The following is a 14,820-nucleotide window of genomic DNA, read 5'->3' on the forward strand; positions in this document are numbered from 1 at the left end:
TTGCTTTGGCTGTCACCCTCCTTTATTTCTTCAGCATACTTTCTGACACACCACCAACTGTTTTTAATGAGAGGGTACTATGACCCAACCACGGCGTACTATCGAGCAATTACTGCACCAAGGTATTCTACCTCTCAAAAATACCGAGGCGGCAGCAACTCACCTAGAAGTCTACCCCAGCAAACGTACTTGGCTAACGTTTTTTGATAAAGCCTTGCTCATTATTGGCACGATAGCACTGGTCTTGTCCTTAGTTTTCTTTATCGCCTATAACTGGGTAAATATAGGCAAAATGGGTAAATTTGCTTTGGTAGAAGGGGCGTTATTTATCACGATTGCCCTTTACGTTGTGCTCTCTTTTAGACAGAAATTTCAGCTAATCCGGCAGCTTTTACTGCTCATTGCCAGCGTGATTACCGGTAGCTTGTTGGCACTGTTTGGGCAGGTGTATCAGACGGGCGCTGATACCTGGCAGCTGTTTTTTGGCTGGGCCGTATTGATTGTGCCTTGGGTCGTTATCGCGCGTTTTCCTGCACTGTGGCTGTTGTGGCTTGGGCTAATAAATGCTGGTCTGATGCTATATCTTGATTTGATAGATTTGTCATTTATTAATCATATTTATCAAAACGTTGTTCAAGTATGGCTTCTAGCACTGATTAATTTTATCGCCTTCAATACTTGGGTTATCATTACTGAAAAGCAAACACTTCAAGCAGCTACTACCCATACCAACCTCACTTCTATTATTCCTCCTAAAACAAAAAGGCAGACCAAATCCAGCTTACACTGGAGCACTTATATCGTCGGTCTACTCAGTACTTGCTTTATTACCTATCTAGCGGTTTTCCCTGTCTTCGAGGGTGGCAATCGCTTAGCTACGCTTATCTCTGTTATATCTTGGCTTGGCTGGTGCGGCTTTATGCTTTGGCAATTTTATCAACGTCGAATCGATTTGCTGATGCTCACTTATCTGTCATTTTCTATCATTACCGTGGTGATGTTTTGGGTAGGAGAATGGCTATTAGATGACTTCGATGCGGGTGGGCTTCTAACTTTAGCGCTGTTGCTGATTGCAATGAGTTCAGCAGCGGTGATGTGGCTACGTAAGGTTGCTCGTTTAAATCACGAAAACAGTGTGCCAAGTACGGTAGCCAGAGGTGACATAGACCATAAACACCCAGACACTACTCTTTTACAGCTACAACAGCTTGGACTTATTGATGCAAATGCTATTGATAATGATGCTCAGACCGACCAAACCGTTAATAATGACCCTCAAGACCATAACCCTTGGTTTATACAAGTATTCTTTGGTTTTAGCGGCATTCTCGCCAGTCTATTTTTTATCGGTTTTTTAACCTTATTGCTAGAAAATACTGGCGTACTCGATAGTGCGATAGCGAACTTTGTCATGGGCATGGTATTAAATATTGCTGGCTTTATCTTATTTAAAAATAAACACCTTCGCCGTAGTATATTTTTAAACAGCTTAGCCTTTACGATTAGCGTAGCTGGACAAGTCTATGTGGCGTACGCATTAATTAGCGGTGATATTGAGCACCCCTTTGCTATATGGTTATTTTTATTGTTTCAAAGCAGTATGACCTTCATCGTGCCGAACTTTATTTACCGCATACTAAGTAGCTTGGTTGCTTTGGGCTGCGTGGTTTATTTACTTAACTACTATCATCTGCCTGAGATCAGTTTGGGATTGTTGGCACTGACTGTTGTTATCAGTAATTTACAACGTTATCGCCTATTACAGTCCGTTTCTATCGACTGGCAAGCGACCATTTTTGACCCTATCAAAGCAATTGGCTATGCCAGTACACTGATGCTGTTGTGCGTTTCTGTGTACTTTATCGCGGCTGAATATGGAAATAGCTTTGACAGTTATAGTACGGCTTTCAGCTACAACTATTATTTAGCCCAAGGGCTGCTCATTATTGCTAGCCTCTATGGTGCTGCTTTAATTCTCAAACGCTATCAAGTCAGTTTCCTATCAGCAGCAGGAATTATCGTTGGTTGCACTATTGCCATACTTGGCGTTATGTCGATTTACGTCTCAGGCTTATTGGCAACCAGTTTAATTATCATCATTGCTGTCGCCAATAGTCAGCGCCTATTGCTAGGGTTTGGTATTGTGGCGTTGGTCAGCTATATCTTTTGGTACTACTACCAGCTCGATACGTCTTTATTGGTCAAATCCGTCTCCATGCTGGTCATCAGTATCGCGCTATTACTTATGCGTTGGACGCTTATTAAAGGCTATCTTGCAAATATAAAATCGAGCGCCAACGATCATCAGGAGCGCCTATCATGAAAGATAAAATTCTGACCAAGCGTTTAATTAAAGAAACATCGCCGACCATGCATTGGCTACAAAAACCGGCAGTCATGATTGTTATTGCCCTTCTTGGATTGGCGCTGGTATTGGGCTTGATGATGATGAATATCAACAAATACGAAACCCATCTTGCCACTGGCGATACGGTATTATTAGCGCTTGCCCCTGTTGATCCGCGCGGCTTTATGCAAGGCGATTATATGACCCTCAGTTATGCGCTAGAGCCTGATGTTTTTGCAGCGTTGCGACCCGAAACGCGTGAAAGAAACTTAGAGAGTTTAGAAAGCTTGCAGCCAGATTTTCGAATCTATAAACCAAGTGACGGCTATGTAATCGTCAAAACCGATAGCAACAATGTTGGACAATTTGTGCGTTTAGCCAAAACCAATAGCCGAGATGACCTTAATAGTTTAGCTGTCAATGAGTTGGCTATTCATTACCGCATCCGTAACGGTAGCGTGCAAGTGGCGACCAATGCTTTTTTCTTTCAAGAAGGTCATGCCAAGTCATTTGAAGCGGCACAATATGGCTTGTTCCGCGTCAATGCTAAAGGCGAGCCGTTACTGACTGAGATGGTAAACGATAAATTTCAAATTATTAAAGGGGTTGATGTTGAGGATAAGGCTGAATTAGCTGATGACTCCTCTCATTAATTAATAAAAGCTAGCCAGCTAACAACCTTCATTAACCAAACTGATATTGCGATAAATACGCGCGGCTTGTTACTGTGGCTTGTCGTTTTAAATATTTGGTGGTGTATCAAAAAGTATGCTGGAGTAATAAAAGAAGGGTGACAGCCGAAGCAAGATGATATATTTGAGGTTATGAAGACACAAATACAGATCAATTGCCCCGACTGTCACAGTCCCAGTTTTTCGATACACGGCAAAAAAAGCTATGGCAAGCAGAACTATCAATGTAAGGACTGCAAACGCCAGTTTATTGACGATCATGCCCTAACTTATAACGGCTGTCACTCTAGAATAGAAGATAAAATACGGCTAATGACAGTGAGAGGCTGTGGCGTCAGAGACATTGCTATTATAGCCTCAGTTAGCATTGGTAAAGTGCTTAGCACCATAGGCTCATCTGTTTATAAGATTACACCTAAAAAGCGCTATTATGAACGCTTAGAGGTTGATGAGTTTTGGACTTACGTGTATCGCAAAAAGCGTAAAGTTTGGCTTATTTATGCTTATGACCGCGCTACCAATGAGATTGTTGCTTATGTTTGGGGCAAACGTGACCTGAAAACAGCTAAGAAGCTAAGAGCCCGTCTTAAACAACTGAAAGTCAGCTATGGCTCTATTAGCATGGATAACTGGGATAGCTTTATAACCGCATTCAAGCCTGACAAGAAACAAATCGGCAAGCAGCATACGGTAGGCATAGAAGGTAATAACTGTCGCCTTAGGCACCGATTGCGACGAGCCGTTCGAAAGACCTGCTGCTTCTCAAAGAAGTTTGATAACCACTTTAAGGTGTTTGATTTGGTATTCTTCTATGTCAATTATGGCTATGTCTGATGCCAGCATACTTTTTAGAACACCACCGTTTTTTTATTATCACACCTTCTTATTACCACTACTTAAGGATATCAAATGCTCGCTGCCGCCGCCGGCTCACCAAATTTAATGTTACAAGCTACAATCTTCTTAGGAGCCGCCCTGCTCTTTGTACCCCTTGGTAAACGATTTGGTATTGCGACGGTCTTAGGTTATCTCATTACAGGTCTCATATTAGGCCCCAGTGGCTTAGATGTAGCGGGTGATGCTGAGAGCTTATTACACTTTTCTGAGTTTGGTGTGGTTATGCTGCTATTTATCATTGGTCTTGAGCTTCAACCCTCACGACTATGGGCATTACGGCGCTCTATATTTGTACTTGGTGGATTGCAAGTCGGCCTAACTGGCTCACTTCTGATGTTACTTTTGCATCAGTTTTTTTCCTTACAGCTAGACACTGCTTTTATTGTCGGATTTGGTCTGGCTCTCTCTTCTACTGCTTTTGTACTGCAGATATTAACTGAAAAACAGCAGCTTGCAAGCACGCATGGTCGAGAAGCCTTCACTATCTTATTATTCCAAGATATTGCCGTTATCCCCTTATTAGCCGTCATTCCTTTTTTATCAGGAGTGCGTGAACAAAGCTACGACTTGATTTATTTTGGTAAAGTATTTGCCGTATTTGCTGGGCTGATTTTTGCTAGTCGCTATGTTGTTCGACCCTTCTTTAAATTTGTGGCATCAAGTGGTGCATCAGAACTACTAACTGCAGTCGCTCTATTTATTGTGATGGGTGTGTCTATTTTAATGGGTCAAATCGGGCTATCGATGGCATTAGGTGCATTCTTAACAGGTGTCTTGTTAGCAGATTCCGAATATCGTCACGAACTAGAAGCCAGTATTGAACCTTTCAAAGGACTTTTATTGGGCTTGTTTTTTATGTCGGTTGGTATGCTGACCGATGTCAACCTCATTTTAGCCAAGCCAGTCTTTATTATCGGCTGTGCAGTGGCGTTAATATTTATCAAGTTTGGTGTTATTACCTTAATTGCAAAAGTATTAGGCAATCGCTGGCCAACCAGCTTTAGGCTAGGTGTGACACTCGCACAAGGGGGTGAATTTGCTTTTGTCTTATTCAGTGTCGCCACTGCACAAAATGTCCTGCGTCCTGAGCTTGCCAACACCCTAAACCTGATTGTTACCATCTCAATGGCGCTCACACCACTGGCATTTTTATTATTAGAAAAAATCGGTGAGCCCTTATTTGCCAAGAGCAAACCAAACCGCGAATACGATACGATTCCAGATCATGAGCATCAAGTCATTATTGCCGGTTTTGGCCGTGTCGGTCAGATCATCGGTCGTGTACTACGGATGCATGATATTGAATTCACCGCTATTGAACGCTCTGCAAACCGAGTAGACTTCGTCCGTAAGTTCGGTAACCAAGTTTACTATGGTGACCCAAAGAATCCTGAAATCTTACGCGCCGCTGGCATCCAAAAAGCACGTGTGTTTATTCTCGCTATCGATGATCTAGAACGCTCTATCACTACCGCTCAATACTTACGCAAAAACTATCCAGATATAATTATCTTGGCACGAGCGCGTGATCGCCAGCATTATTATCGCTTACGTGAAGTGGGTGTGCGCCATATTTGGCGTGAGACTTATTTGTCGTCTTTAGATATGTCACGTGAATCACTACAACTACTTGGTATCTCTCCAGAAAAAGCACGCGAGACAGTGCAAACGTTCCGCGACTATGATGATGACTTGATTGAACGTCAGCAAGCCATTTATGATGATGAAGCCAGCATGATTGAATCGGCACAATCAGCCATGGCAGAGCTTGAAAGCTTATTTGATGAAGACATTGGTAAAGCACGAAAAATGGACTTAACTGACTTTTATGACGCATTAAAGAGCCAAGCAACACCAGTCGATGAAAAAGATGATATCGTAACAGACGCTAAAAAATAATAGCGTGAAGCCCTAGTCAGGCAAGCAGCTTGGCGGGGCTTTCTGGCTGTTCAGCGACGTCATACAGCTCCAATTTTCGCTGTCTGGTACATGGTAAAACACCAATGTCTGATCATTCAGATAGCGTATCGGAAACTTGATGTTCTGGATCGTCGCAATCACGGCACAATCTGTTTCTACTCCAGCAGTCGTGGTATTAATATCAATACTTACTTGCTCAGTTTCCATATCCAAAGGCAAATCAACCGGACATTCTCCTGTTTTCTGATAGAGCAATGCTACACGATTTTGTGTCGTTTTAACCGTGTCATAAGCATCAAATACCACTTCATTCGCTTTTGGCTTAGCGACAATCGGTAAAAACTGCACCTTAATCACCATCAAGGTAAAAGCAAAAAAACCAAACCCCAAACCTAAACCAAACAAACTCACGCCACCCTCTCGTCTCAGGTGTGATTTCTGAGCAGCTTCATCTCTCGGATAATCCTCGATAGCATCCGCAATCTCACGTCGGGCCATTCGATAATAATAAGCATCCGTCCAACGTGCGACCATAAATGACCAAAATATCCAGATAATTGCAGCAATACCGATACGCGTAGCCATTTGATAAGCATTGGGAATATAAGACATTGCCACAAACTCAAAAGCCACCAATACCAATGCAACATTAAGCTGAATAAAAGACCAACCTGCCACACTATATACAATGGCATCCATATATCGTTTACGGTAGAGTAGCCACGGAAACGTCATAAAAAATGCTGCCCAGTGCCACTTTGGTGACAGATAGCCTTGCTTATCAAACTGCTCAAAGCGTTTCAAATAATAGTGCTGGCTACGATGACCAATAAACCATTTATCGAGTTGTTGACGCTTAGCAGAAGACAGCTTGTCCTGATAAAACGGTGGTGGCGAATCTGTCTCAATAAATAACATAGTGATAAGCCTTACTTGCTATAAATAAAAAATAAAATCAATTAGGGCATACTTGATCGTTCGACCATGGCAGTACCTATTTGTGAATAGTCAACACGCCCTAGAACTATTATATGATAATGCTAAAACCTGCGCATAAAACAATAAAACGGTAGCAAAATAGTGTACTCAATCGTCTAGATATGTACACTTGATTAAAAGAGTATTGTCCGTTCACAGGCGTATCGATTTAACTTATAATGAGCGTACCTCACCCATTCTATTAAGCCTTGTCAAACCTATGAGTCAACATCCTAATATGAACGATAACATCGATAGTACCAATACTACTGATGATACAGTAGCCTCTAGTACCAATACTGAAGAAAGCAAACATATTCGTATCGTCAATACGTTTATGAAACGACGTACGCACATGAATAAAAACGCCGAATTGGCACTGACCGATCCAGCATTTGCTGAATATTTGGTCAATAACAGTTTTGGTGATGGCGATCTAGAAGGTATCCATAACCTAAGAACGCTATTCACTGATAGCCCTAATGGTAGTGACGCACCACTTACTCTAGAGATTGGTTTTGGGCTCGGCGATTCATTTATAGAAATGGCAGCAGCAGAGCCCACTCGCAATTTTGTGGGCGTTGAAGTACATGAACCTGGTATTGGTAAATGCGCTTATATGGCAGGTACTCAAAACTTACATAATGTTAAAATCATTAACGGTGATGCCATTCAATTGCTCAAGCAGTTACCAGAAAACCATATCGATCGTATTCAGCTTTATTTCCCTGACCCATGGCAAAAAAAGCGCCACTATAAACGCCGCTTTGTCAGCCCTGAGCGCATGGCGATTGTCACGCGTAGCTTAAAACAAGGTGGTTGGTTCCATACAGCGACAGACTGGGAACATTATGCTTTTTGGATGGTTGAAGTATTAGATGCGTTTTCGGGGTTAACCAATCAAGCTGGTGCAGGTAACTTTACTGACCGCCCTGACTTTCGTCCAATGACCAAATTTGAGCGTCGAGGTCTAGAGCGTGGACATGGCGTATGGGATTTAATCTATATCAAAGACTAATATCAATCGCATACTTTTAATAATATCTAAAGAAGCGGCTAATATATTTAGCCGCTTTTTTAGATTTATAACTCACTATTTACTACTTAACAAAGTCAAATGTGATAAATCCTCAGCGTTAAGCCTTATTTTAAAAGCCTTTATCATTTCTTTGAAAAAAAATTATAAAATATTAGTACGTGAAACATAGTTAATTATGATATGGTTTATTAAAGAATATCTATCCATGCACATGAAAAAATGACATTATCACCTTGCTGCACCCTACTCATAATCCACGTAAACATCGATGCTATAAGGGCTTGGTGAGTTCTCCCCATAACCTGTGGATAACCCTGTGTATAAGTAGCTACTTGACAAGAAATCCCCTAGATAACTTAAAGGATAAGGTAAAATCGTTCATTTTTTATACAATTAAAATATTGATATAAATCAATTACTTATACACAACATACAATCATTAAAAAAAAATTTTAATATTTTAAAAAAAATAATTTTATTGTCATCAATGTTTCACAATCAATGAATATCAAGAATTTTTTCGCTGTGAACAACTTCTAAATCTATTGACAAACCCTGCCATTATATAGTTCGAAATTATGGTTGATTTCATAATTTATCTATACGAATCATGACCGATATACGATACGACACCTAGTGTCGCCTATCGTTATTTCACCCTCTAAATACTCACTTTGATTTGTTATAATTATTTCATCTTATGAATAGTGAGTTAAAGAGTATTTTGTCATGAATCTATAAAATCTAGCGAGAAATTTACGTTAGCAGGCTTATTTATGAACTTATTTTTACTTATCTCGCTATTTAATTTTACTGTATAGTAGACTGATATAACTTTATACAAAGTCGTATGTATAACTTGTTTGTCTTAGCTAGGCGATGAACGTTGCTTGCTATTAACGTTTCATACTACTTATTCGGCATTCGACTTAAGCAATATTCAGCACGAATAAATCATTATTTTTATAATACGAATATGTGATGTGCAACACCACAATTGATAACTTTTACTTTATGATTGAACACAAGGAATCTAGTATGGACGACAATAAAGCCAAGGCACTCAAAGCAGCATTAGGTCAAATTGAAAAGCAGTTTGGCAAAAATACGATTATGCATTTAGGCGATGACTCAGTCGCTATGGATGTAGATGCAGTTTCTACAGGATCACTTGGGTTGGACATCGCCCTTGGCATTGGTGGCTTACCAAAAGGGCGTATTATTGAAATCTATGGCCCAGAAAGCTCAGGTAAGACGACCATGACTCTACAAGCTATTGCAGAATGCCAAAAGCAAGGGGGTACCTGTGCCTTTATCGATGCTGAGCATGCACTAGACCCTGTCTATGCACGCAAACTTGGCGTGAACACGGATGAGCTACTACTGTCGCAGCCTGACAACGGCGAACAAGCCCTTGAAATTACCGATATGCTAGTACGCTCTGGTGCTATCGATATGATCGTTATTGACTCGGTGGCAGCATTGACCCCTCGTGCTGAGATCGAAGGCGAGATGGGTGACTCACATATGGGCTTGCAAGCGCGCCTAATGAGCCAAGCACTACGTAAAATCACTGGTAACGCTAAACGCTCTAACTGTATGGTCGTCTTTATTAACCAGATCCGCATGAAAATTGGCGTTATGTTTGGTAGTCCTGAAACCACTACTGGTGGTAATGCGCTGAAGTTCTATGCATCAGTTCGTATGGATATTCGCCGTATTGGCGCAGTTAAAAATGGTGACGAAATTATCGGTAACCAAACCCGTGTCAAAGTTATCAAAAACAAAATGGCACCACCCTTCCGTCAAGCTGAGTTTGAAATCACTTACGGCGAGGGTACCAACCACTTAGCCGAAGTCATTGACTTAGGCGTTGAAATTGGCGCAGTTGGTAAAGCAGGCTCTTGGTATAGCTATGGTGATGAAAAAATCGGTCAAGGTAAGGCCAATTCGGTACTTTTCTTAAAAGAAAACCCGGCAATCGCTCAAGAAATCGAAGATAAGATTCGTGCTGAAAAGCTTGGCTCAAAAAAGAACGCCAAAGATGAAGATGCTGAAGAAGCCAAAGAAAAGTCAGAGGCTAAACCTGCACAATAATATAATATTCAATAATTTCTATCGATTATCATGATTTATTATGAAAATTAAAACCTTAGCTGAAATACTCGCTGAATCAGATTCTGATTCAGCGAGTACCCCTCGTACTAAACCAAAAAAACATACTAAGTTTTCTAAGCAGTCACATAGAGATGAGCCAAAAAAGCCCCGTAAAACTGGTAAACGCTTTGTAAATTCAGATAAAAACCGCTCTAAAACCAATAGATCAACACATAACCTCTCAGCAACTAACCACTTGGAAGATAGTGATTCAGTTATCAATGAGGATATGTCTGACATAGCATCAAACGACTCACCCTCCTCTGCCAACCAAAAAACATCTAAACCAAAAAAGTATAAAAAACGTGAAAAACGCTTCCATCCAGCGGCTAACTTTAGCCCTGAACCTAGCAACGTGCCTGCTTATCAGCAACCAAAAGCACAAAGCATTAAAGAGATGCTAGAAGAAGTTAAGCAGGGTGCTCTTTGTACTGAAGAAGAAGGATGTGATAACAGTGATGGTGATGGCGCTGAAACTGGTACTATTTCTCACCAAGGTGAAACAAATAAACAGACCGACAACCTGCCCGCTGCACTCAAAGCCTATCTACGTACACCTGAACAACGTCAAGCAGAAGTAGATGAAGTTAAAGCCGAAAGCCGGTTACGTTGGCTAGCATTTTATTACTTGTCGCGCCGTGAGTATGGCAAAGCCGAGCTCAAGCAGAAGCTTATTGATAAAGGGCAAGAGCCAGAGAAAATTGATGCGTTGCTCGATGAGTTTGAAGAAAAAGGCTACCAAAGTGATTATCGAACAACATTGATGTTAATCCGTGAAAATATTCGCAAAGGCCGTGGACGCGGTCGTATTAAGCAAGAGTTTTATCGTAAGAAAATCACCATGCCTGGTAATATCGATGAGCTAATCGATATGGCAAATGCCGAATCTGAGGAGTTTAGCGAATTTGTAGATGATAGTGATGACAATCTTGTTGAAGGCGTAGACTGGCTAAAACTCGCCGTCATCGCTCGCACTAAGAAGTACGGCGATGGTGTACCGCTCGAACAAAAAGACAAAGCTCGCCAGTTACGGTTTTTACAATACAGGGGATTTAATACTGATATCTGCTTTGCCGCACTCAACTATACATTAGAGACGTTAGATGAGCGCTTTTAATCAGTGTTATGGCTCATCTTAATTGAGTTACTCATTAATAATAGCCAAGCACTTTCCACCAAATTAGACCAGCACCTATCCAAATGACTAAGTTCACCACACTCATAACCGCACCAACACCCCACCACTCTTTTAGTGTCACATAGCCTGAGTTAAAGATAACGGGTGCTGTACCAGTTGCATAATGGGTCAATGTCATCATGATATTGCCTGCCGCAGCTAAGATTAAGGCGTATAACATAGGCGGCGCACCTAATGTCAGACCTACGGCATAAAATGCTGCAAATAGCGCAGTTATATGCGCAGTGGTACTAGCGAAAAAGTAATGGATATACAAATAAACCAAAGTCAAAATTGTTACGGCGCCTATCCAGCCTAAACCAGTTGTACCAATTAGAGACTCAATATTGCCTGAGAACCAACTAATCAACCCAAGTTTATTTAAATAAGTCGCCATCATAATCAGGGCACCGAACCATACAATAGTATCCCATGCTGACTTCTCTTTTAAAATATCATCCCAAGTCAATACACCTGTCAATATTAATGTCGTCAGACCAACAAAAGCAGTGGTAGTGGCATTAACACTATACTGGTCACCCAAAATCAATGCCGGAATATTTGCCCACAAAATCAACATAAGCGCGAACACACCAAGCATAATTTTCTCTTGTGAGCTTACGTTGCCCATTTCTTTTAGATTGTCTTTAGCAAAATGTTTGGCATCGGGTGTTGCTTTGACCTCAGGCGGGCAAATCATATAGATGACTAACGGCATAACTATCAAGCAGAGCAAACCCGGTATAAACATTGCCACCGCCCACGTTGTCCACGATAACTGAATGTCACCACCTGTCGCTTTATTGACCAACTCTACAACTAAGGGGTTGGGCGCAGTCGCTGTGATAAACATACCAGAAGTAATTGGATTAGCATGGTAATTAACCATAGCCAAGTAGCGACCAATTTTGTTTTGTGTACCTTCCTCTGGAGTTGAATGAAAGCTTTGTGCAATGGACTTCATAATCGGATGAATAATACCACCACCACGCGCCGTATTAGAAGGTGTAATTGGCGCTATCATCAGCTCTGCAGCAGTTAAAGAATAAGCCACACCGATGGTTTTTTTACCAAAAACAGAGATAAAATAGTAAGCAATACGACGACCCAAACCTGTTTTTATCAAACCACGTGATATCATAACTGCAATACCAATCAGCCAAATGAGAGGGCTTGAATAACTTGATAACGCATCACTAATGGCTTGTTTTGGGCTATCACTAGTTACACCTGTGAGTGCCACTAGGGTAACTGCAATAATAGCAATTGCACCAATAGGTAACACCTTCCCTATGATAGCGACGATGGTGGCGATAAATAATGCCAACATATGCCATGCTTCTGGTGTGACACCAGTAGGTACCGGAATAACAAACCAAATTATCAAACCAACTAAAATGGCAATCGCTGCTTGGATAGGCTTAAATGGCATAGGTCAAAATCCTTATGCTATTAAATTATAGCTATTGGAAAACATGCTTTAGCTAACAAGAGCTAAATGCAAAAGTGATGTACTCATACTAATTATTTTATAAGATATATATGTCTAGTGTTCTATTGATTACTGTTTTTAACATATCTCTTTAGATTATAAAATGAGTAGATAATGAAAGTTTTGGATAAACACAGTAAGAGATTGCAGGTATGGGTAATAAAAAAGAGTGCGTCTCATGAGGCACTCTTTTTTATTGCAGTCTTAACTTATGATATTGGTATTTGAAACAGACTATTATTTTCAAACATCTACTCTAAAAACCAATTGAAAAATTTACTTAAAAGCATTCAGCCGACTAGATAGCTGATTGATAATTTGATCAATCTCTTCGTTGGCCTCACCCTCATTATCCAAGTTGCCATTTGGCGTTAGTTGATTCATAACCTCAGGGAGCAACTCTGCAAGACCTTGGCGCACCTCTACATCATTGGTACCTGTATGCGCGGCTACTTTCTGAATTTCATTTTCATCAAATAAACGACTGATGTCATCAGGATCAAGGTTATCGTTGGTTTCTTGACTACTCATCCAAGAACGCGCTTTGCTTTCGTGACCCATCGCAGTGATTTTTGATAATGCACCACTCAAACCGCCATTACGCTTAATCCAGCTGAGCACCATAGGCATAAGTGCCGCGATCAGCATACTTTTCCCGCCCATACTACCTTGCTGCTGCTGATTGCTACCTAACACGCTTCCTAAGATATCTCCCAAACCACTAGCACCGCTACCGCTCTGACCACCAGCAAGACCACCGATGATATCATCTAAACCAAAACCATTATCTGCTTGGCTACTTGGCTTTTGTGTATTATTACTAGTCTGAGCCATTCCACCCAACACGCTACCCAACACACCACCTAAGCCAGCAGTATTGTTTGAACCCGTACTATGATTAACGGTATTACTTTGGTTATCTTCTGGATTCATCGCACTACGGGCGACTTGGCTCACTAAATTACCTAATAAACTCATACACTACTCCTGTTCTGCTCATATTATTTATTGTTAAAAATTAGGGCGTGTCCTCATACTTTATTCAGAAAGACGCAGCTGAAAAAATCCGCCATGTATTAGCAAAATACATTCAGAAAATAGCCCTCTATTATCTTTTAGTAACACTTACATTAGCCAAAATACGCAACTCTCTCCATTGGTCAGCACTTACTTGGTCGCGAAATACAGTTACTGATAAAGAACGCTGATACGGCTCTACGATATTGAATTCAAAACTCATTACCCACCGATAAGCATGCACAGTAACCAATTGTGCCTGCCATAGCTCATCACCATGAGCAGTGCGAATCATCAGCTGCCAACCTTTATCAGTACGCTGACTAAGCGGCGGTTGGCTCATATGCAGCGGCATAGGTCTTGATAATATCAGATAAACAATAACCATCACTGTGACTATCACAATAAGCACATACTGCCACAACATTAACGTAGCAAACCATGCAATTATCATCATCACGCTCGCTAAACCAATATATAGCAGCAAGCGCAAGTAACTGGTAGGCTGAATAGCAGTGTCAATGCGTAGAGATGTCAACGAGGTCATAGTCAAGTACCAGTACAAATATGAAGCTATTATGCAAATCTAAAACTCATACTGCCTGACCAAGTATCAAGCCAAGCTTTTTGTATGACGCCATGTCTTTATTTTATTAACTAAAGCCCATACGTCATCATTTTCTGGACGATCTTGATTGGTAAAATAATCCAACAAGTCAGGGTCTTCGTGCGTCAGCATTTCTGCAAATGTAGCTTGTTCAGCAGCATCTGCGGTTAGGTATAACTCTTTGACATAAGGGTCAATATAAAAATCTAACTCTTTTAGTCCGCGGCGCGCTTGATAAATAATACGACGCTGTTCATTGGTTGGTTCTGGCTGATTGGTCATAAAGCTACCTTTAATGATTAAATTTATTTTTTATATTACTTAGATTAACACACCAAGTGCAACGCTAATTAATATTATAGAACGCCTGCATAGGCGTCTTAAACCCTAATCGTTTTCTTGGTCTGTTGTTTAATTTGTTCTCAATGTCCTGCATCTCATCATCAGAGACTTGTCTAAAGTCACAACCCTTAGGCAAGTACTCTCTGATAAGGCCG

At 40.9% G+C, this 14,820-nt stretch carries 12 protein-coding genes and 1 pseudogene; 7 read left to right on the forward strand and 6 right to left on the reverse strand.

The window, feature by feature from the left end; genetic code table 11:
• Nucleotides 1-79 precede the first annotated feature (79 nt).
• The 4 genes from EI164_RS09650 (at nt 80) to EI164_RS09665 (ending at nt 5,835) form a co-directional block, all read left to right on the forward strand.
• A complete protein-coding gene (locus tag EI164_RS09650; RefSeq protein ID WP_192519755.1) occupies nt 80-2,323 on the forward strand; it encodes a DUF4401 domain-containing protein in 2,244 nt (747 codons plus the stop codon).
• The gene (locus EI164_RS09655; protein WP_225735403.1) at nt 2,320-3,000 is read left to right on the forward strand and encodes a GDYXXLXY domain-containing protein; all 681 of its coding nucleotides are present in this window, start codon (nt 2,320-2,322) and stop codon (nt 2,998-3,000) included. The genes EI164_RS09650 and EI164_RS09655 overlap by 4 nt, the downstream gene beginning before the upstream one ends.
• Before the next feature lie 171 nt (nt 3,001-3,171).
• Nucleotides 3,172-3,873 carry an IS1 family transposase gene (locus EI164_RS09660; RefSeq protein WP_192519756.1) on the forward strand — a complete coding sequence of 234 codons (702 nt, stop codon included), beginning with the start codon at nt 3,172-3,174 and terminating at the stop codon, nt 3,871-3,873.
• A gap of 75 nt (nt 3,874-3,948) precedes the next feature.
• The gene (locus EI164_RS09665) at nt 3,949-5,835 is read left to right on the forward strand and encodes a monovalent cation:proton antiporter-2 (CPA2) family protein (protein ID WP_192519757.1); all 1,887 of its coding nucleotides are present in this window, start codon (nt 3,949-3,951) and stop codon (nt 5,833-5,835) included.
• Between the two features lie 12 nt (nt 5,836-5,847).
• Here EI164_RS09665 and EI164_RS09670 read toward each other — a convergent pair whose 3' ends face one another.
• Nucleotides 5,848-6,774: a DUF2628 domain-containing protein gene (locus tag EI164_RS09670; protein ID WP_192519758.1), complete on the reverse strand. Its 927-nt coding sequence runs from the start codon at nt 6,772-6,774 to the stop codon at nt 5,848-5,850.
• Nucleotides 6,775-7,054: 280 nt separating this feature from the next.
• On the opposite strand from EI164_RS09670, the gene trmB reads away from it, so the two are divergent.
• The 3 genes from trmB to EI164_RS09685 all read left to right on the forward strand — a co-directional run bounded on the left by trmB (nt 7,055) and on the right by EI164_RS09685 (nt 11,147).
• Nucleotides 7,055-7,852 (forward strand): tRNA (guanosine(46)-N7)-methyltransferase TrmB, encoded by a 798-nt coding sequence (gene trmB / locus EI164_RS09675; protein WP_192519766.1) that lies wholly within the window; start codon nt 7,055-7,057, stop codon nt 7,850-7,852.
• A gap of 1,059 nt (nt 7,853-8,911) precedes the next feature.
• Nucleotides 8,912-9,970, forward strand: coding sequence for a recombinase RecA (recA, locus tag EI164_RS09680; protein WP_192519759.1), 1,059 nt, complete (start codon nt 8,912-8,914; stop codon nt 9,968-9,970).
• A 40-nt stretch (nt 9,971-10,010) separates the two neighbouring features.
• Nucleotides 10,011-11,147: a regulatory protein RecX gene (locus tag EI164_RS09685; RefSeq protein ID WP_192519760.1), complete on the forward strand. Its 1,137-nt coding sequence runs from the start codon at nt 10,011-10,013 to the stop codon at nt 11,145-11,147.
• Between the two features lie 34 nt (nt 11,148-11,181).
• Here the strand turns inward: EI164_RS09685 and EI164_RS09690 are convergent, their stop codons facing one another.
• From EI164_RS09690 to EI164_RS17025, 5 genes and pseudogenes are all read right to left on the reverse strand, one after another.
• Nucleotides 11,182-12,639, reverse strand: coding sequence for an anion permease (locus EI164_RS09690; RefSeq protein WP_192519761.1), 1,458 nt, complete (start codon nt 12,637-12,639; stop codon nt 11,182-11,184).
• Nucleotides 12,640-12,975: 336 nt separating this feature from the next.
• Nucleotides 12,976-13,677, reverse strand: a complete 702-nt coding sequence (locus tag EI164_RS09695; RefSeq protein WP_192519762.1) for a YidB family protein — start codon at nt 13,675-13,677, stop codon at nt 12,976-12,978.
• A gap of 130 nt (nt 13,678-13,807) precedes the next feature.
• Nucleotides 13,808-14,263: a protein YgfX gene (locus tag EI164_RS09700; RefSeq protein ID WP_192519763.1), complete on the reverse strand. Its 456-nt coding sequence runs from the start codon at nt 14,261-14,263 to the stop codon at nt 13,808-13,810.
• A 66-nt stretch (nt 14,264-14,329) separates the two neighbouring features.
• A complete protein-coding gene (locus EI164_RS09705; RefSeq protein WP_192519764.1) occupies nt 14,330-14,605 on the reverse strand; it encodes a succinate dehydrogenase assembly factor 2 in 276 nt (91 codons plus the stop codon).
• A 64-nt stretch (nt 14,606-14,669) separates the two neighbouring features.
• Nucleotides 14,670-14,820, reverse strand: a pseudogene (locus EI164_RS17025) (IS30 family transposase); the annotation flags it as partial.

This window comes from Psychrobacter sp. FME13 (genome assembly GCF_014861395.1).
Lineage (GTDB): Bacteria > Pseudomonadota > Gammaproteobacteria > Pseudomonadales > Moraxellaceae > Psychrobacter.